28 protein-coding genes are annotated in these 14,196 nt (G+C 35.7%); all 28 read right to left on the bottom strand.

What is annotated here, in order from left to right:
• Positions 1-108 precede the first annotated feature (108 nt).
• Entirely contained in the window at positions 109-585 is a 477-nt protein-coding gene (gene rplQ, locus ACQ65V_RS08480; RefSeq protein WP_155089948.1) for a 50S ribosomal protein L17, read from the bottom strand.
• A 141-nt stretch (positions 586-726) separates the two neighbouring features.
• Positions 727-1,719, bottom strand: coding sequence for a DNA-directed RNA polymerase subunit alpha (locus ACQ65V_RS08475; RefSeq protein ID WP_155089949.1), 993 nt, complete (start codon positions 1,717-1,719; stop codon positions 727-729).
• A 95-nt stretch (positions 1,720-1,814) separates the two neighbouring features.
• Positions 1,815-2,420 carry a 30S ribosomal protein S4 gene (rpsD, locus tag ACQ65V_RS08470; RefSeq protein ID WP_430467569.1) on the bottom strand — a complete coding sequence of 202 codons (606 nt, stop codon included), beginning with the start codon at positions 2,418-2,420 and terminating at the stop codon, positions 1,815-1,817.
• Between the two features lie 178 nt (positions 2,421-2,598).
• Positions 2,599-2,982, bottom strand: a complete 384-nt coding sequence (gene rpsK, locus ACQ65V_RS08465) for a 30S ribosomal protein S11 (RefSeq protein WP_155089951.1) — start codon at positions 2,980-2,982, stop codon at positions 2,599-2,601.
• 101 nt (positions 2,983-3,083) lie between these two features.
• Positions 3,084-3,458 carry a 30S ribosomal protein S13 gene (gene rpsM / locus ACQ65V_RS08460; RefSeq protein ID WP_155089952.1) on the bottom strand — a complete coding sequence of 125 codons (375 nt, stop codon included), beginning with the start codon at positions 3,456-3,458 and terminating at the stop codon, positions 3,084-3,086.
• A 98-nt stretch (positions 3,459-3,556) separates the two neighbouring features.
• Positions 3,557-3,673: a type B 50S ribosomal protein L36 gene (gene ykgO / locus ACQ65V_RS08455; RefSeq protein ID WP_008269159.1), complete on the bottom strand. Its 117-nt coding sequence runs from the start codon at positions 3,671-3,673 to the stop codon at positions 3,557-3,559.
• 26 nt (positions 3,674-3,699) lie between these two features.
• Positions 3,700-3,915, bottom strand: coding sequence for a translation initiation factor IF-1 (gene infA / locus ACQ65V_RS08450; protein ID WP_007094967.1), 216 nt, complete (start codon positions 3,913-3,915; stop codon positions 3,700-3,702).
• 78 nt (positions 3,916-3,993) lie between these two features.
• Positions 3,994-5,361 (bottom strand): preprotein translocase subunit SecY, encoded by a 1,368-nt coding sequence (gene secY, locus ACQ65V_RS08445; RefSeq protein WP_155089953.1) that lies wholly within the window; start codon positions 5,359-5,361, stop codon positions 3,994-3,996.
• 10 nt (positions 5,362-5,371) lie between these two features.
• Complete coding sequence (gene rplO / locus ACQ65V_RS08440) at positions 5,372-5,824, bottom strand: 50S ribosomal protein L15 (protein ID WP_155089954.1); 453 nt, start codon at positions 5,822-5,824, stop codon at positions 5,372-5,374.
• 15 nt (positions 5,825-5,839) lie between these two features.
• Entirely contained in the window at positions 5,840-6,019 is a 180-nt protein-coding gene (gene rpmD / locus ACQ65V_RS08435) for a 50S ribosomal protein L30 (RefSeq protein ID WP_114300031.1), read from the bottom strand.
• A gap of 7 nt (positions 6,020-6,026) precedes the next feature.
• Entirely contained in the window at positions 6,027-6,551 is a 525-nt protein-coding gene (gene rpsE / locus ACQ65V_RS08430) for a 30S ribosomal protein S5 (RefSeq protein WP_155089955.1), read from the bottom strand.
• Between the two features lie 6 nt (positions 6,552-6,557).
• Positions 6,558-6,914, bottom strand: coding sequence for a 50S ribosomal protein L18 (gene rplR, locus ACQ65V_RS08425; RefSeq protein ID WP_155089956.1), 357 nt, complete (start codon positions 6,912-6,914; stop codon positions 6,558-6,560).
• A 10-nt stretch (positions 6,915-6,924) separates the two neighbouring features.
• Complete coding sequence (gene rplF / locus ACQ65V_RS08420; protein WP_155089957.1) at positions 6,925-7,467, bottom strand: 50S ribosomal protein L6; 543 nt, start codon at positions 7,465-7,467, stop codon at positions 6,925-6,927.
• Positions 7,468-7,479: 12 nt separating this feature from the next.
• Entirely contained in the window at positions 7,480-7,881 is a 402-nt protein-coding gene (gene rpsH / locus ACQ65V_RS08415; RefSeq protein WP_155089958.1) for a 30S ribosomal protein S8, read from the bottom strand.
• Positions 7,882-7,943: 62 nt separating this feature from the next.
• Positions 7,944-8,213, bottom strand: coding sequence for a 30S ribosomal protein S14 (rpsN, locus tag ACQ65V_RS08410; protein ID WP_007094975.1), 270 nt, complete (start codon positions 8,211-8,213; stop codon positions 7,944-7,946).
• Positions 8,214-8,215: 2 nt separating this feature from the next.
• Positions 8,216-8,767: a 50S ribosomal protein L5 gene (gene rplE, locus ACQ65V_RS08405; protein WP_155089959.1), complete on the bottom strand. Its 552-nt coding sequence runs from the start codon at positions 8,765-8,767 to the stop codon at positions 8,216-8,218.
• A 2-nt stretch (positions 8,768-8,769) separates the two neighbouring features.
• A complete protein-coding gene (rplX, locus tag ACQ65V_RS08400) occupies positions 8,770-9,081 on the bottom strand; it encodes a 50S ribosomal protein L24 (protein ID WP_155089960.1) in 312 nt (103 codons plus the stop codon).
• Between the two features lie 12 nt (positions 9,082-9,093).
• Positions 9,094-9,462 (bottom strand): 50S ribosomal protein L14, encoded by a 369-nt coding sequence (gene rplN, locus ACQ65V_RS08395; protein ID WP_155089961.1) that lies wholly within the window; start codon positions 9,460-9,462, stop codon positions 9,094-9,096.
• Positions 9,463-9,464: 2 nt separating this feature from the next.
• On the bottom strand, positions 9,465-9,722 hold the full coding sequence (gene rpsQ / locus ACQ65V_RS08390; RefSeq protein WP_155089962.1) for a 30S ribosomal protein S17: 258 nt from the start codon (positions 9,720-9,722) through the stop codon (positions 9,465-9,467).
• A gap of 17 nt (positions 9,723-9,739) precedes the next feature.
• Positions 9,740-9,931: a 50S ribosomal protein L29 gene (rpmC, locus tag ACQ65V_RS08385; protein ID WP_155089963.1), complete on the bottom strand. Its 192-nt coding sequence runs from the start codon at positions 9,929-9,931 to the stop codon at positions 9,740-9,742.
• 12 nt (positions 9,932-9,943) lie between these two features.
• Positions 9,944-10,363, bottom strand: a complete 420-nt coding sequence (gene rplP, locus ACQ65V_RS08380) for a 50S ribosomal protein L16 (RefSeq protein ID WP_155089964.1) — start codon at positions 10,361-10,363, stop codon at positions 9,944-9,946.
• Positions 10,364-10,383: 20 nt separating this feature from the next.
• Positions 10,384-11,097 carry a 30S ribosomal protein S3 gene (gene rpsC / locus ACQ65V_RS08375; protein WP_155089965.1) on the bottom strand — a complete coding sequence of 238 codons (714 nt, stop codon included), beginning with the start codon at positions 11,095-11,097 and terminating at the stop codon, positions 10,384-10,386.
• Positions 11,098-11,106: 9 nt separating this feature from the next.
• A complete protein-coding gene (rplV, locus tag ACQ65V_RS08370; protein ID WP_155089966.1) occupies positions 11,107-11,514 on the bottom strand; it encodes a 50S ribosomal protein L22 in 408 nt (135 codons plus the stop codon).
• Positions 11,515-11,519: 5 nt separating this feature from the next.
• The gene (gene rpsS / locus ACQ65V_RS08365; protein WP_008269180.1) at positions 11,520-11,798 is read right to left on the bottom strand and encodes a 30S ribosomal protein S19; all 279 of its coding nucleotides are present in this window, start codon (positions 11,796-11,798) and stop codon (positions 11,520-11,522) included.
• Between the two features lie 10 nt (positions 11,799-11,808).
• Positions 11,809-12,636: a 50S ribosomal protein L2 gene (rplB, locus tag ACQ65V_RS08360; RefSeq protein ID WP_155089967.1), complete on the bottom strand. Its 828-nt coding sequence runs from the start codon at positions 12,634-12,636 to the stop codon at positions 11,809-11,811.
• 8 nt (positions 12,637-12,644) lie between these two features.
• Complete coding sequence (gene rplW, locus ACQ65V_RS08355) at positions 12,645-12,935, bottom strand: 50S ribosomal protein L23 (RefSeq protein ID WP_162306983.1); 291 nt, start codon at positions 12,933-12,935, stop codon at positions 12,645-12,647.
• A gap of 7 nt (positions 12,936-12,942) precedes the next feature.
• Positions 12,943-13,572, bottom strand: coding sequence for a 50S ribosomal protein L4 (rplD, locus tag ACQ65V_RS08350; protein ID WP_155089968.1), 630 nt, complete (start codon positions 13,570-13,572; stop codon positions 12,943-12,945).
• Complete coding sequence (rplC, locus tag ACQ65V_RS08345; RefSeq protein WP_155089969.1) at positions 13,572-14,189, bottom strand: 50S ribosomal protein L3; 618 nt, start codon at positions 14,187-14,189, stop codon at positions 13,572-13,574. The genes rplD and rplC overlap by 1 nt, the downstream gene beginning before the upstream one ends.
• Positions 14,190-14,196: the final 7 nt, after the last annotated feature.

Below are 14,196 nucleotides of genomic sequence, written 5' to 3'. Positions count from 1 at the left end.
TCTATTAATTGCACTTAGACTACACTCAGTGCAACGCAAAATTCCAAAAAAAAAGGATAAACTTAAAAAGTTTATCCTCTATATTTATTAATCGTTATCAACACTCGATTATTCTTCTTCGTTAGTAGCTTTAGTTTCTACTGGTGGAACAGCAGCAGTGCTCTTTTTACCACCTCTTCTTCTACTTCTACGTGTTTTCTTCTCAGGCTTACCAGCAGTATAGATATCGTTGTAATCTACCAACTCTATCATTGCCATATCAGCGTTATCACCTAATCGATTTCCTAATTTGATGATACGTGTATAGCCTCCTGGACGATCAGCTACTTTTGCAGCAACATCTCTAAACAATTCAGCAACAGCCTCTTTTTGTTTTAATCTAGACATCACAATTCTTCTATTGTGAGTAGTGTCTTCTTTAGATTTAGTAATTAAAGGCTCCACAAACTGTTTTAAAGCTTTGGCTTTAGCAGTTGTTGTGTTAATACGCTTGTGCTCAATTAAAGAACAAGCCATATTGGCTAACATTGCTCTTCTGTGTGCAGTCTTTCTACCTAAGTGGTTGAATTTTTTTCCGTGTCTCATGACATTTGTTTTATCATCTTGCTACCAAACTCTTTATTCGAGGAGCAAAAATATGATTAATTATTAATTTTTGATTTACGATGTTAGATTTACGAATGAGTTTTAAAAAATCGTCATTCGTAAATCAGCAATCGTCAATCCTTAGTCTTTGTCTAATTTATATTTGCTTAAATCCATCCCGAAGTTAAGCCCCTTTACATTCACTAATTCTTCTAGCTCAGTTAAAGACTTCTTACCAAAGTTTCTGAATTTCATTAAATCATTTTTGTTGAACGATACTAAGTCACCTAGAGTATCTACTTCTGCAGCTTTTAAACAGTTAAGTGCACGTACAGAAAGATCCATATCCACCAATTTGGTTTTCAATAGCTGTCTCATGTGAAGTGATTCTTCATCATAAGTTTCAGTTTGTGCTATTTCATCAGCTTCAAGAGTAATACGCTCATCAGAGAATAACATGAAGTGGTGAATTAATATCTTAGCTGCTTCAGTTAAAGCATCCTTTGGATGAATAGATCCATCAGTTTGGATTTCGAAAATTAACTTTTCATAATCCGTTTTTTGCTCAACACGGAAGTTTTCTATACTATATTTTACATTCTTTATTGGAGTGTAAATAGAATCTGTAAAGATAGTTCCGATTGGTGCTGAAGCTTTTTTGTTTTCTTCAGCAGGAACATATCCTCTACCTTTCTCGATAGTTAATTCCATATTGATGTTTACTTTTGGATCTAAGTTACAGATTACTAAATCCGTATTTAAAACTTGGAAACCAGAAATAAACTTTTGAAAATCACCAGCTGTGATTTGATCTTGTCCCGAAATAGAAATTGTAACTGTTTCGTTATCAACTTCATCAATCTGACGCTTAAAGTTAACTTGCTTTAAGTTTAAGATCATTTCAGTAACATCCTCAACTACACCAGAAATTGTAGAAAACTCGTGATCTACACCCTCGATTCTCACTGAAGTGATTGCAAAACCTTCTAATGATGATAATAAAACTCTTCTAAGAGCATTACCAACTGTTAACCCGTATCCTGGTTCTAGTGGTCTGAATTCGAATTTACCTTCGAAATCAGTAGAATCAATCATGATTACTTTATCAGGCTTCTGAAAATTTAATATTGCCATTTTTTTCTTCGTTTTAATTGTTATTTAGTTGCGCGGTCTAAAAGTTTGAAGAAGACCAATAAACCCTTTGGCTAAATCCCAATATGATTAATTTATTATTTAGAGTAAAGTTCAACGATGAATTGCTCGTTGATTTGTTCTGGAATTTGGATTCTAGCAGGAACAGAAACATAAGTTCCTTCCATTTTGTCCTTATTCCAAGTAATCCATTCGTAAACATTGCTAGAATTAGCTAATGAATTTTGAATAGCTTCTAATGACTTCGATTTTTCTCTAACACCTACAACATCACCAGCCTTTAATTGGTAAGAAGGAATGTTCACCTTTTCACCATTAACGGTAATATGTCTGTGAGATACTAATTGTCTGGCACCACTTCTTGTTGGAGCAATACCCATTCTGTAAACAACGTTATCTAAACGCGACTCACATAACTGTAATAATACTTCACCTGTGATACCTTGAGCTGCAGTTGCTCTTTTAAACATGTTTCTGAATTGACGCTCTAAAATACCGTAAGTATATTTTGCTTTTTGCTTCTCCATTAACTGGATAGCATATTCAGATTTTTTTCCACGACGACGGTTGTTTCCGTGCTGTCCTGGAGGATAGTTTCTTTTTTCGAATGCTTTATCTTCTCCGAAGATAGCTTGCCCGAATTTACGAGCGATTTTAGTTTTAGGACCAGTATATCTTGCCATTTTTAATTTGTTTTGAGAGTGTTTAGTGAATTAAGGTCTTAATCTTATCCTTCAAAAAACGTTTGTCTCTCGTTGATACTTGTTAATAAATTCGATTTTTTCAGTTTGCAAATTTACGTATAAAAAAATTAATATCAACCGAATAAACGACTGATATTAATCTTCTTAATGATGTAAATTATACACGACGTCTTTTTGGTGGACGACAACCGTTGTGCGGCATTGGAGTAACATCAATAATCTCAGTTACTTCTATACCTGAGTTATGTATAGATCTGATAGCAGATTCTCTACCGTTACCAGGACCTTTTACATATACTTTCACTTTCTTTAAACCAGCTTCTTTAGCTACACCTGCAGCATCTTCTGCAGCTAATTGCGCTGCATAAGGAGTATTCTTTTTAGAACCTCTAAAGCCCATTTTACCAGCTGATGACCAAGAAATAACGTCACCTTTTTTATTTGTTAAAGAAACGATGATGTTGTTAAAAGATGCTGTGATATGAGCTTCTCCTATTGCATCAACAATTACTTTGCGTTTTTTTGTACTTGACTTTGCCATATTTTTTAGTTTCTAGTTGTTAGCTTTAGTTGTTAGAATCCTAAACTTTTACATTTCAGGCAGATTCATCTAACTTCTAAACTAATGACTAATGTCTGTTATTATTTAGTTACTTTTTTCTTGTTAGCAACTGTTTTTCTTCTACCTTTTCTCGTACGAGAGTTATTCTTAGTACGTTGTCCTCTTAATGGAAGACCAGCTCTGTGACGAATTCCTCTGTAACATCCGATATCCATTAATCGCTTAATGTTTAACTGAGTTTCAGAACGTAATTCACCTTCGATTTTGAAAGTACCAACAGCTTCACGGATCGCTCCTATTTCGTCGTCAGTCCAATCTTGTACTTTAGTGCTTTCGTCAACTTTAGCAGTTTCTAAAATTTCTTTAGCTCTACTTCTACCTATTCCATAGATATAAGTTAAGGATACTACTCCTCTTTTTTGTTTTGGTATGTCTACACCTGCAATTCTTGCCATATAATTTAGTTTTTAGCTGTTAGCTTTTAGTTGTTAGAATCCTAAACCTTTCGATTTCGAACAGATTCATCTAACTACTAATTACTAATGACTTTTTTTTATCCTTGTCTTTGTTTGAATCTAGGATTCTTTTTGTTAATGACGTAAAGTCTACCTTTTCTACGTACTAATTTACAATCAGCACTTCTCTTTTTAACTGATGCTCTTACTTTCATCTGTTTCTGTTTTAAAATACCAGTATTTAGTATCTATAAGTTATACGAGCCTTAGTTAAATCGTAAGGACTCATTTCTAATTTTACTTTATCTCCTGGTAACAACTTAATGTAATGCATACGCATTTTACCAGATATGTGTGCAGTCACAATGTGACCATTTTCTAATTCTACACGGAACATAGCATTAGATAATGCTTCTATTATCGTTCCGTCTTGTTCTATTGCTGCTTGCTTTGCCATAAATAATTTTTAGTATTCAACCCTCAATTAGCAAATACCTTGCCGTTTTTTGGTGACTGAACTTTCTAAGTTTTATAGTTATGCGGTAACAGATTTTCTGTTTTTACCCGTTTTCATCAAGCCGTCATAATGCTTATTTAATAAATAAGAATTAATCTGCTGCATTGTATCAATAGCTACACCAACCATAATTAATAGTGATGTACCACCAAAGAATAATGACCAACCTTGCTGTACACCTGCAAATTGAAATACAAATGCTGGGAATACTGCTACCAGAGCCAAGAAAATAGATCCTGGTAATGTAATTTGAGACATTATCTTGTCTAAATACTCAGCTGTTTCGGTACCTGGTCTTATTCCCGGAATAAATCCTCCACTACGTTTTAAATCATCAGCCATTTTATTAGTAGGTACAGTTATCGCTGTATAGAAATATGTAAATACAATAATCAATAATGCGAATACAAGATTGTACCAAAATCCGAATAGGTTGTTACCAAATTCTGCTTGTAGCCATTGTCCTGTATCAGTACCTTCCAAAAATGATGCCTGCCCTATTAATCCTGGTACAAACATAATTGCTTGTGCAAAGATAATTGGCATTACACCTGATGCGTTTAGCTTCAATGGTAAGAATTGACGAGATCCGAATACATTTTTCTCATAACCACCAGATGCAGTTCTTCTTGCATACTGTACGGCAATTTTTCGGACTGCCATCACTAAGAACACTGATGCTAAAATGATTAAGAACCAAATCACCATCTCAATTAATATCATCATAAATCCACCATTACCACCTTCTAATCTAGAAGCCGCATTTTGTATAAATGACTGTGGCATGGTTGCAATGATACCAACCATAATTAATAATGATATACCATTACCAATACCTTTATCTGTAATCTTCTCACCTAACCACATTGCGAATACACAACCAGTTACCAAGATAATTACTGAAGAAAAGTAAAAGATGTTTTCAGAAAAACCAGGAACCAATAAATTACTCATAGATTGTGCTCCAGATAATGCTGGGACACTCGCTAGGTAACCAGGTGCTTGTACTAAACAAATACCTATAGTTAACCAACGTGTAATCTGTGTGATTTTCTTTTGTCCACTAGCTCCTTCTTTCTGAAGTTTCTGTAAATAAGGAATCGCAATACCCATTAACTGAACAACGATGGATGCAGAAATATAAGGCATAATTCCTAAAGCAAATACGGATGCATTAGCAAATGCACCACCTGTAAAAGCATTTAACAATCCTAAAATACCACCATCAACTCCTGCTTGTAAACCACCTAATTTATCAATATCAATACCAGGTAATACAACCTGAGCACCAAAACGGTAAACTAATAACAAACCTAAGGTAAGAATGATTCTATCCTTAAGTTCCGTGATTTTCCAAACGTTTTTTAATGTATCTATTATTTTCATCCTTATATTCTTATAAAGTTACAGCTTCACCACCAGCAGCTTCAATAGCAGCTTTTGCCGTAGCAGTAAATTTATGAGCAGTTACTTTTAATTTAGATTTTAATTCACCTCTACCTAAGATTTTAACTAGATCGTTCTTTCCAGCTTTACCCAATGATACAAGTGTTTCAAAATCTACAGTATCCTTAATTTTCTTTTCGTCTACTAACTGTTGTAAAGTATCTAAGTTTACACCTTGGTACTCTACTCTATTAATATTAGTAAATCCGAATTTAGGAACACGTCTTTGCAAAGGCATTTGACCACCTTCAAATCCTAATTTCTTAGAATAACCAGAACGTGACTTTGCACCTTTGTGTCCTCTTGTCGCAGTGCCACCTTTACCAGATCCTTGACCACGTCCAACACGCTTTCCTTGATTTTTTACTGAACCTTCTGCAGGTTTTAAATTACTTAAATCCATTTTTAAGTTATATTTTTAAGCTTCCTCTACAGAAACTAAATGTTCAACTTTTTTTACCATACCAAGGATATTTGGTGTGGCATCGTGCTCTACTACTTGACCAATCTTTTTTAGACCCAAAGCCTCTAATGTTAGCTTTTGTCTTTTAGTACGATTGATTGCACTCTTTACTTTAGTTACTTTAATCTTTGCCATCTTGTGTTTATCCTTTAAATACTTTTTCAAGTGAAATTCCACGTTCTTTAGCTATAGATTTAGCATCTCTTAATTGTAATAAAGCGTCAAAAGTTGCTTTTACTACATTATGAGGGTTAGAAGATCCTTGAGACTTTGATAATACATCATGTACACCAACTGCTTCAAGTACTGTTCTTACAGCTCCACCAGCAATAACACCTGTACCAGGTGCAGCTGGGATAATGTTTACTCTAGCTCCACCATACTTACCTTTTTGCTCGTGTGGTAATGTTCCTTTTATAATAGGAATTCTCACTAAGTTTTTCTTAGCATCTTCAACAGCTTTAGCAATTGCAGTAGCAACGTCTTTAGATTTCCCTAAACCTTGTCCTACAACTCCTGCTTCGTCACCTACAACAACAATAGCAGAAAAACCAAATGCTCTACCACCTTTTGTTACTTTAGTTACACGCTGTACACCAACTAAGCGATCTTTTAAATCTAATCCGCCTGGTTTTACTAATTCTGCGTTTTTATATTTTTGATACATAATGTCTTAAAATTTAAGTCCTGCTTCTCTAGCACCTTCTGCTAATGATTTTACTCTTCCATGATATAAGTAACCACCTCTATCAAAAGAAATAGTTTCAACACCAGCTTTCATAGCTTTTTCTGCAACAGCCTTACCAACTAAAGCCGCAACCTCAGTTTTGTTTCCTTTAGACTTTGCGATATCCTTATCTCTTGAAGATGCAGCAGCTATAGTTTCACCAGTTACATCATTCACGATTTGAGCATAAATTTCTTTATTGCTTCTAAAAACAGCTAATCTTGGTCTTTCTGAAGTACCAGATACTACCTTGCGGATTCTGTTTTTTATTCTTGTTCTTCTTTCGTTCTTTGTCAATGCCATAACTTAATTATTAAGCTGATTTACCTGCTTTTCTTCTAATTTCTTCACCAACAAACTTGATACCCTTTCCTTTGTAAGGTTCTGGCTTACGGAAACCACGAATCTTAGCGGCTACCTGACCTACCAATTGTTTGTCATGAGATGTTAATTTAACGATTGGGTTTTTTCCTTTTTCTGAAACGGTCTCAACTTTTACTTCTGGAGCAATGTCCATTACGATGTTGTGAGAGAAACCAATAGCTAAATCTAATTTCTGTCCTTGATTTGATGCTCTGTAACCTACACCAACTAATTCCAATTCTTTGGTCCAGCCTTTAGAAACACCTTCTATCATGTTAGCAATTAACGCTCTGTAAAGACCGTGTTTTGCTCTGTGATCTTTTTTCTCAGACGGACGTTCTAATGTAATTGTACCGTCTTCTATTTTAATTTCAACTTCTGAATACTCTTGAGTTAATTCACCTAATTTACCTTTAGCGGTAATTACGTTATCTTTAACTTCAACTGTAACACCTTCAGGAATTGTTATCGGGTTTTTACCTATTCTTGACATAATTTCCTGTTTTTAGTAAACGTAACATAATACTTCGCCACCAACGTTTTCTCTTTGCGCTTGTTTACCTGTCATCACACCGTGAGACGTAGAAACAATTGCAATACCTAAACCATTTAAGATTCTTGGCATTTCGTTAGAGCCAGCATACTTACGTAAACCTGGTTTACTGATTCTTTGAATTTTTTTGATAACAGACTCCTTAGTGTCTTTGTTATACTTTAAGGCAATCTTAATTGTACCTTGTGCAGTAGATTTGTCATCAAACTTGTAACTTAAAATAAAGCCCTGATCGAACAATATTTTAGTTATCTCCTTTTTTAAGTTAGATGCAGGAATCTCAACCACTCTGTGGTTTGCTTTCACAGCATTTCTAACTCGCGTTAAATAATCCGCTATTGGATCTGTGTACATAGTTATTAATTTGCGGTAGCGGTTTTTGGCACTATTACCAAACCTGAAACCAATTTATAATTTTACCAACTTGCTTTCTTTACTCCAGGAATTAACCCTTTGTTAGCCATTTCTCTAAACATTACACGAGAGATACCAAATTGTCTCATATAACCTTTTGGTCTTCCTGTAAGTTTACAACGGTTGTGCATACGTACTGGTGATGCGTTTTTTGGTAACTTTTGTAATGCTTCGTAATCGCCAGCTTCTTTTAAAGCTTTACGTTTTTCAGCATATTTTGCAACCATCTTTGCACGCTTCACCTCACGAGCTTTCATTGATTCTTTAGCCATACTTAATTCTTTTTAAATGGTAATCCTAGTTCTGATAACAATGACTTTGCCTCTTTATCTGTATCGGCAGTAGTCACAAATGTAATATCCATACCATTGATTTTATTGATTTTGTCAATATCAATTTCTGGGAAAATGATCTGTTCTGTTACACCTAAGTTATAGTTTCCACGACCATCAAAACCTGAGGCTTTGATACCGTTAAAATCTCTTACTCGTGGTAAAGCAGAAGTCACTAAACGATCTAAGAACTCATACATTTGCTCCCCTCTTAAAGTTACCTTAGCGCCAATTGGCATCCCTTTACGTAACTTAAAAGACGCAACGTCTTTCTTAGACATAGTAGCAACTGCTTTTTGTCCAGTGATTTTTGTTAACTCATCCACTGCGTGATCAATTAACTTCTTATCTGCAACAGCAGCACCAACACCTCTAGATAAAACTATCTTTTGAAGCTTAGGTACTTGCATCACATTTTTATATCCAAATTCTTCTGTAAGAGCTGGGATTACTTTATCCTTATACTCTTGTTTTAATCTTGCAACGTAAGCCATAATTAAATTACTTCATTAGATTTTTTAGAAAATCTTACTTTGTTGTCTCCATCCATTCTATAACCTACTCTTGTTGTTTCCCCTTTTGAAGTTAACAACGACAAGTTAGACATATGAATTGATGCTTCCTTCTCTACAATACCACCTTGAGGGTTTTGTGCACTTGGTTTAGTATGTTTCTTCACCATGTTTACACCTTCTACGATAGCCTTGTTCTTATCTTTTAATACTTTAAGCACCTTGCCTTCAGAACCTTTATGGTCTCCAGCAATAACTTGTACTGTATCTCCTGATTTTATTTTAAGCTTTGTCATCTTATTTATCAATTAAAGCACCTCTGGTGCCAATGATACAATTTTCATGAATTGTTTATCACGAAGTTCTCTAGCTACAGGTCCAAAAACACGTGTTCCTCTCATCTCACCCGTTGGGTTTAATAATACACATGCGTTGTCATCAAATCTGATGTAAGAACCATCTGGTCTTCTTACCTCTTTTGCTGTACGAACAACAACGGCTGTAGAAACAGCACCTTTTTTGATGTTCCCGTTTGGAGTCGCATCCTTAACAGATACTACAATCTTGTCTCCAACCGACGCATAACGTCTTTTAGTTCCTCCTAGCACACGGATAGTTAAAACTTCCTTTGCACCAGTATTGTCAGCTACTTTTAATCTTGATTCTTGTTGTACCATAATTACTTCGCTCTTTCAATTATTTCTACTAATCTCCAACATTTGGATTTACTCATAGGTCTTGTCTCCATGATCTTTACAGTATCTCCTTCGTTGCAGTCGTTTGTCTCATCGTGTGCGACATATTTCTTTGTCTTTAACACGAATTTTCCATACATAGGGTGTTTTACTTTTTTAACTTCAGCAACTACAATAGATTTCTCCATTTTGTTACTAGTAACTACTCCTATACGTTCTTTTCTTAAGTTTCTTTTTTCCATCTTTCAGCAGAATACAATTATTGATCTTCTCTTTTAGTTAATTCTGTCGCCACTCTAGCTACAGTACGGCGTGCGTGACGTAACTGGATTGGGTTTTCTAAAGGAGAAATTGCGTGAGCCATTTTCAGGTCTGCATAACTCTTTTTAGTCTCACTAAGTTTTTCTTGTAACTCAGCTGTTGAAAGCTGTTTAATTTCTGATTGCTTCATAATATTATTTTATTAAGCTTCGTAATCTCTAGCTATGACAAACTTAGTTCTTACTGGAAGTTTTTGAGCTGCCAAACGTAACGCTTCTTGCGCAGTTTCAATTGGCACACCACTTACTTCAAATAATACACGTCCTGGCTTTACAACGGCTGCCCAATATTCTACGGCACCTTTACCTTTACCCATACGTACTTCAAGAGGTTTCTTTGTAATCGGTTTGTCTGGAAAAATCATAATCCAGATAGAACCTTCCCTCTTCATGTAACGAGTTGCGGCAATACGTGCAGCTTCTATTTGACGAGCAGTTACAAAAGACGAGTCTAATGATTTAATACCAAAAGTACCATTTGATAATCTATGGCCTCTTCCAGCATTGCCTTTCATACGACCTTTTTGCTGCTTACGAAATTTTGTTCTTTTAGGCTGTAACATTTTTGTTTTTCTTTAAAAAATTACTTTCTACGACGTTGGTTCTTGTTTCCACCACGTCCACCTTTTCCTTTTTGCTTAGAAAGACCTACTAATGGAGAAAGTTCTCTTTTTCCATATACTTCACCTTTCATAATCCACACTTTTACACCTAATCTACCATAAGTAGTATGTGCTTCAACAAGAGCATAATCAATGTCAGCTCTAAATGTAGATAACGGAATACGTCCTTCTTTATAGTGCTCAGAACGTGCCATTTCAGCACCGTTTAAACGACCACTAATTTGAATTTTGATTCCTTCAGCATTCATACGCATTGCTGCAGCGATAGCCATTTTTATTGCACGTCTATATGAGATTCGACTTTCAATTTGACGAGCAACACTTGCCGCTACTAAATGTGCATCTAGTTCAGGTCTTTTAATTTCAAAGATGTTCAATTGAACCTCTTTACCAGTAATCTTTTTAAGCTCTTCTTTTAACTTATCTACCTCTTGACCACCTTTACCGATAATAATACCAGGTCTAGCAGTAGTGATAGTAACGGTTACAAGTTTAAGCGTACGCTCAATAATTACTCTACTCACACTAGCTTTAGATAAACGAGCATGGATATACTTACGGATTTTATCGTCCTCTGCAAGTTTATCTCCATAATCATTTCCGCCATACCAGTTAGATTCCCATCCTCTGATAATACCTAAGCGATTTCCGATTGGATTTGTCTTTTGTCCCATATCTCTATCTTAGCTTTGTGTTTTATTTAATGCATCTACAACCACTGTTACGTGATTAGAACGCTTTCTAATTCTATGTGCTCTACCTTGAGGTGCAGGGCGTAATCTCTTTAACATAGATCCACCATCTACTCTAATCTCTTTGATAAATAGATTAGCTTCCTCAACATCAGCATCTTCGTTTTTAGCTTGCCAGTTTGCAATTGCAGACATAACCAATTTCTCTAAACGACGAGACGCTTCTTTTGGGCTAAATCTAAGAATCTGAAGAGCTTTCTCAGCCTTTTCACCTCTTACTAAATCCGCAACTAAGCGCATTTTTCTTGGAGATGTAGGACAGTTATTTAGCTTAGCAAAAGCAATCTGCTTCTTTTCAGCCTTAATAGCTTCCGCCATTTGTTTTTTACGACTTCCCATGATTCTTATTTTTTACCTTTATTCTTAGCACCTGCATGACCTCTAAAAGATCTTGTTGGTGAAAATTCTCCTAATTTGTGACCTACCATATTCTCAGTAACATAAACCGGAACAAATTGACGACCATTGTGAACTGCAATTGTCTGACCAACGAAATCTGGAGAAATCATTGATGCTCTAGACCAAGTCTTAATTACCGTCTTTTTGTTTGAAGCTACATTTTCTGCAACTTTCTTTTCTAATTTATAGTGGATATAAGGTCCTTTTTTTAATGAACGTGCCATACTATCTTAATTATTTCTTTCTACGTTCTACAATATACTTGTTACTCGCTTTCGTTCTAGAACGCGTTCTATAACCCTTAGCAGGAATACCGTTTCTAGATCTTGGGTGCCCACCTGAAGACTTACCTTCACCACCACCCATTGGGTGATCCACTGGATTCATTACTACTGGTCTTGTACGTGGACGTCTTCCTAACCATCTGCTTCTACCTGCTTTACCAGATACTAACAATTGATGATCTGAGTTAGAAATAACACCTATTGTAGCCATACACGTTGCTAATACCATTCTAGTTTCACCAGATGGTAATTTAATCGTAGCAAACTTACCATCTCTTGCCATTAACTGAGCAAAAGCACCAGCACTACGCGCCATAACAGCACCTTTACCTGGACGTAACTCTATACAAGAAATAATAGTACCTAGAGGTATTTCACTTAATGGCATTGCGTTTCCAATTTCTGGAGCCACACCACTTTCACCAGACACAACATTCTGTCCTACTTTTAAACCATTCTGTGCGATGATGTATCTTTTCTCACCATCTTGATAGTTTAACAAAGCAATAAATGCTGTTCTGTTTGGATCGTACTCTATTGATTTAACCTCACCTGGAATTCCAGTTTTGTTACGTTTAAAATCAATAATACGATACTTCTTCTTATGACCACCACCTTTGTAGCGCATGGTCATTTTTCCTTGACTGTTTCTACCACCAGATCTCTTTTTCGGAGCAAGCAAGCTTTTCTCCGGCTTATCAGTAGTGATGGCGTCAAATCCATTTACTACTCTAAATCGCTGAGCTGATGTGATCGGTTTTAATTTTCTTACTGACATAAGTCTAATTACATATTAGCATATAAATCTATTGTCTCACCTTCCGCCAGTTGTACAATTGCCTTTTTAACAGCATTTGTTTTACCATGTTGAATACCCGTTTTTGTAAAACGAGTCCTTCTATCTGGACGGACATTTATCGTACGAACTTTTTCAACAGAAACACCATAAGCAGCTTCTACCGCTTTTTTGATTTCTACCTTGTTCGCCTTTGTATTCACTTCAAACGCATAAGCGTTAAGCACCTCGCTTTGCATGGTTGCTTTTTCTGTGATGATAGGTTTAATTAAGATACTCATCTGTGTTTTATTTACTTAAATTCGATTCAATTCCTTCTAACGCACCTTCTAAAACAACAACTTTATTAGCGTTCATTATTTTATAAGTACTTAATTCTGAGCTAGTTATAACTTCAGAGCCTTTCAAATTGCGCGACGACAAATATACGTTATTATTTGAGTCACCCAACACAAATAGAGATTTTTTGTTGTCTATCTCTAATGCTTTCAATACATCTACGAAATTTTTAGTCTTTGGAGCATCGAAGTTAAAATCTTCTAATACTACTATTGACTTATCATTTGCCTTGATGCTTAATGCAGATTTACGTGCTAGTCGCTTTACGTTTTTATTAAGCTTAAAACCATAATTTCTTGGTCTTGGACCAAACATACGACCTCCGCCTTTAAACAGACCAGACTTTATAGAACCTGCACGAGCTGTACCAGTTCCTTTTTGTTTTTTGATCTTACGCGTACTTCCAGTAATTTCTGCTCTTTCTTTAGCCTTATGCGTACCTTGTCTTTGATTTGCTAAGTATTGCTTAACATCTAAATAGACAGCGTGGTTATTAGGCTCTATAGCGAATACGTCTTTAGAAAGCTCAGCTTTTCTTCCCGTATCTTTTCCGTTTATATCTAAAACTGCTACCTTCATTACTTCTCAATAATTACATAAGAGTTTTTGTGACCAGGAACACATCCCTTAACAACAAGTAAGTTCTTTTCTGGAACTACCTTATAAACTCTTAAATTTTGAACTTTAACTGTTTCACCACCCATTCTTCCGGCCATCTTCATTCCTTTGAATACTCTCGCAGGATATGAAGCTGCACCAATAGAACCTGGAGCTCTTAAACGGTTGTGCTGACCATGCGTTGCTTGACCTACACCACCGAATCCGTGACGTTTTACTACACCTTGAAAACCTTTACCTTTTGAAGTTCCGGAAACATCCACAAACTCACCTTCGATAAACTGCTCTACAGTTATAGCATCACCTAATTTGTACTCCTCATCAAAACCATTAAATTCTACGACTTTGCGTTTAACAGAAGTACCCGCTTTCTTAGCATGCCCTTGAGCTGCTTTAGTAGCGCTTTTTTCTGTCGCGTCATCGAAACCTAATTGAAGTGCATTATAACCATCCACTTCTTCAGTTCTGACTTGGGTAACGATACATGGTCCAGCTTCGATTACTGTACATGGAATGTTTTTTCCATTTTCGTCGAAGATGCTGGTCATACCGATTTTTTTTCCAATTAACCCAGACATTTTAATT

This window comes from Winogradskyella ouciana, from assembly GCF_965284585.1.
Taxonomy (GTDB): Bacteria; Bacteroidota; Bacteroidia; order Flavobacteriales; family Flavobacteriaceae; genus Winogradskyella; species Winogradskyella ouciana.
Note: the sequence above shows the minus strand (reverse complement) of the source record. Positions and strands in the feature narration are given on the sequence as shown.

Bases quoted from the DNA above. Each gene is read 5' to 3' on its own strand.
- rplQ (WP_155089948.1), bottom strand. From the start codon at position 585: ATGAGACACGGAAAAAAATTCAACCACTTAGGTAGAAAGACTGCACAC.
- ACQ65V_RS08475 (WP_155089949.1), bottom strand. From the start codon at position 1,719: ATGGCAATATTAAATTTTCAGAAGCCTGATAAAGTAATCATGATTGAT.
- rpsD (WP_430467569.1), bottom strand. From the start codon at position 2,420: ATGGCAAGATATACTGGTCCTAAAACTAAAATCGCTCGTAAATTCGGG.
- rpsK (WP_155089951.1), bottom strand. From the start codon at position 2,982: ATGGCAAAGTCAAGTACAAAAAAACGCAAAGTAATTGTTGATGCAATA.
- rpsM (WP_155089952.1), bottom strand. From the start codon at position 3,458: ATGGCAAGAATTGCAGGTGTAGACATACCAAAACAAAAAAGAGGAGTA.
- ykgO (WP_008269159.1), bottom strand. From the start codon at position 3,673: ATGAAAGTAAGAGCATCAGTTAAAAAGAGAAGTGCTGATTGTAAATTA.
- infA (WP_007094967.1), bottom strand. From the start codon at position 3,915: ATGGCAAAGCAAGCAGCAATAGAACAAGACGGAACGATAATAGAAGCA.
- secY (WP_155089953.1), bottom strand. From the start codon at position 5,361: ATGAAAATAATAGATACATTAAAAAACGTTTGGAAAATCACGGAACTT.
- rplO (WP_155089954.1), bottom strand. From the start codon at position 5,824: ATGGATTTAAGTAATTTAAAACCTGCAGAAGGTTCAGTAAAAAATCAA.
- rpmD (WP_114300031.1), bottom strand. From the start codon at position 6,019: ATGGCAAAGATTAAAGTAACTAAAGTAAAGAGTGCAATCAATCGTACT.
- rpsE (WP_155089955.1), bottom strand. From the start codon at position 6,551: ATGTATCAAAAATATAAAAACGCAGAATTAGTAAAACCAGGCGGATTA.
- rplR (WP_155089956.1), bottom strand. From the start codon at position 6,914: ATGGCATTGACAAAGAACGAAAGAAGAACAAGAATAAAAAACAGAATC.
- rplF (WP_155089957.1), bottom strand. From the start codon at position 7,467: ATGTCAAGAATAGGTAAAAACCCGATAACAATTCCTGAAGGTGTTACA.
- rpsH (WP_155089958.1), bottom strand. From the start codon at position 7,881: ATGTACACAGATCCAATAGCGGATTATTTAACGCGAGTTAGAAATGCT.
- rpsN (WP_007094975.1), bottom strand. From the start codon at position 8,213: ATGGCTAAAGAATCAATGAAAGCTCGTGAGGTGAAGCGTGCAAAGATG.
- rplE (WP_155089959.1), bottom strand. From the start codon at position 8,767: ATGGCTTACGTTGCAAGATTAAAACAAGAGTATAAGGATAAAGTAATC.
- rplX (WP_155089960.1), bottom strand. From the start codon at position 9,081: ATGACAAAGCTTAAAATAAAATCAGGAGATACAGTACAAGTTATTGCT.
- rplN (WP_155089961.1), bottom strand. From the start codon at position 9,462: ATGGTACAACAAGAATCAAGATTAAAAGTAGCTGACAATACTGGTGCA.
- rpsQ (WP_155089962.1), bottom strand. From the start codon at position 9,722: ATGGAAAAAAGAAACTTAAGAAAAGAACGTATAGGAGTAGTTACTAGT.
- rpmC (WP_155089963.1), bottom strand. From the start codon at position 9,931: ATGAAGCAATCAGAAATTAAACAGCTTTCAACAGCTGAGTTACAAGAA.
- rplP (WP_155089964.1), bottom strand. From the start codon at position 10,363: ATGTTACAGCCTAAAAGAACAAAATTTCGTAAGCAGCAAAAAGGTCGT.
- rpsC (WP_155089965.1), bottom strand. From the start codon at position 11,097: ATGGGACAAAAGACAAATCCAATCGGAAATCGCTTAGGTATTATCAGA.
- rplV (WP_155089966.1), bottom strand. From the start codon at position 11,514: ATGGGAAGTCGTAAAAAACAAATGGCGGAAGCTATTAAGGCTGAAAAG.
- rpsS (WP_008269180.1), bottom strand. From the start codon at position 11,798: ATGGCACGTTCATTAAAAAAAGGACCTTATATCCACTATAAATTAGAA.
- rplB (WP_155089967.1), bottom strand. From the start codon at position 12,636: ATGTCAGTAAGAAAATTAAAACCGATCACATCAGCTCAGCGATTTAGA.
- rplW (WP_162306983.1), bottom strand. From the start codon at position 12,935: ATGAGTATCTTAATTAAACCTATCATCACAGAAAAAGCAACCATGCAA.
- rplD (WP_155089968.1), bottom strand. From the start codon at position 13,572: ATGAAGGTAGCAGTTTTAGATATAAACGGAAAAGATACGGGAAGAAAA.
- rplC (WP_155089969.1), bottom strand. From the start codon at position 14,189: ATGTCTGGGTTAATTGGAAAAAAAATCGGTATGACCAGCATCTTCGAC.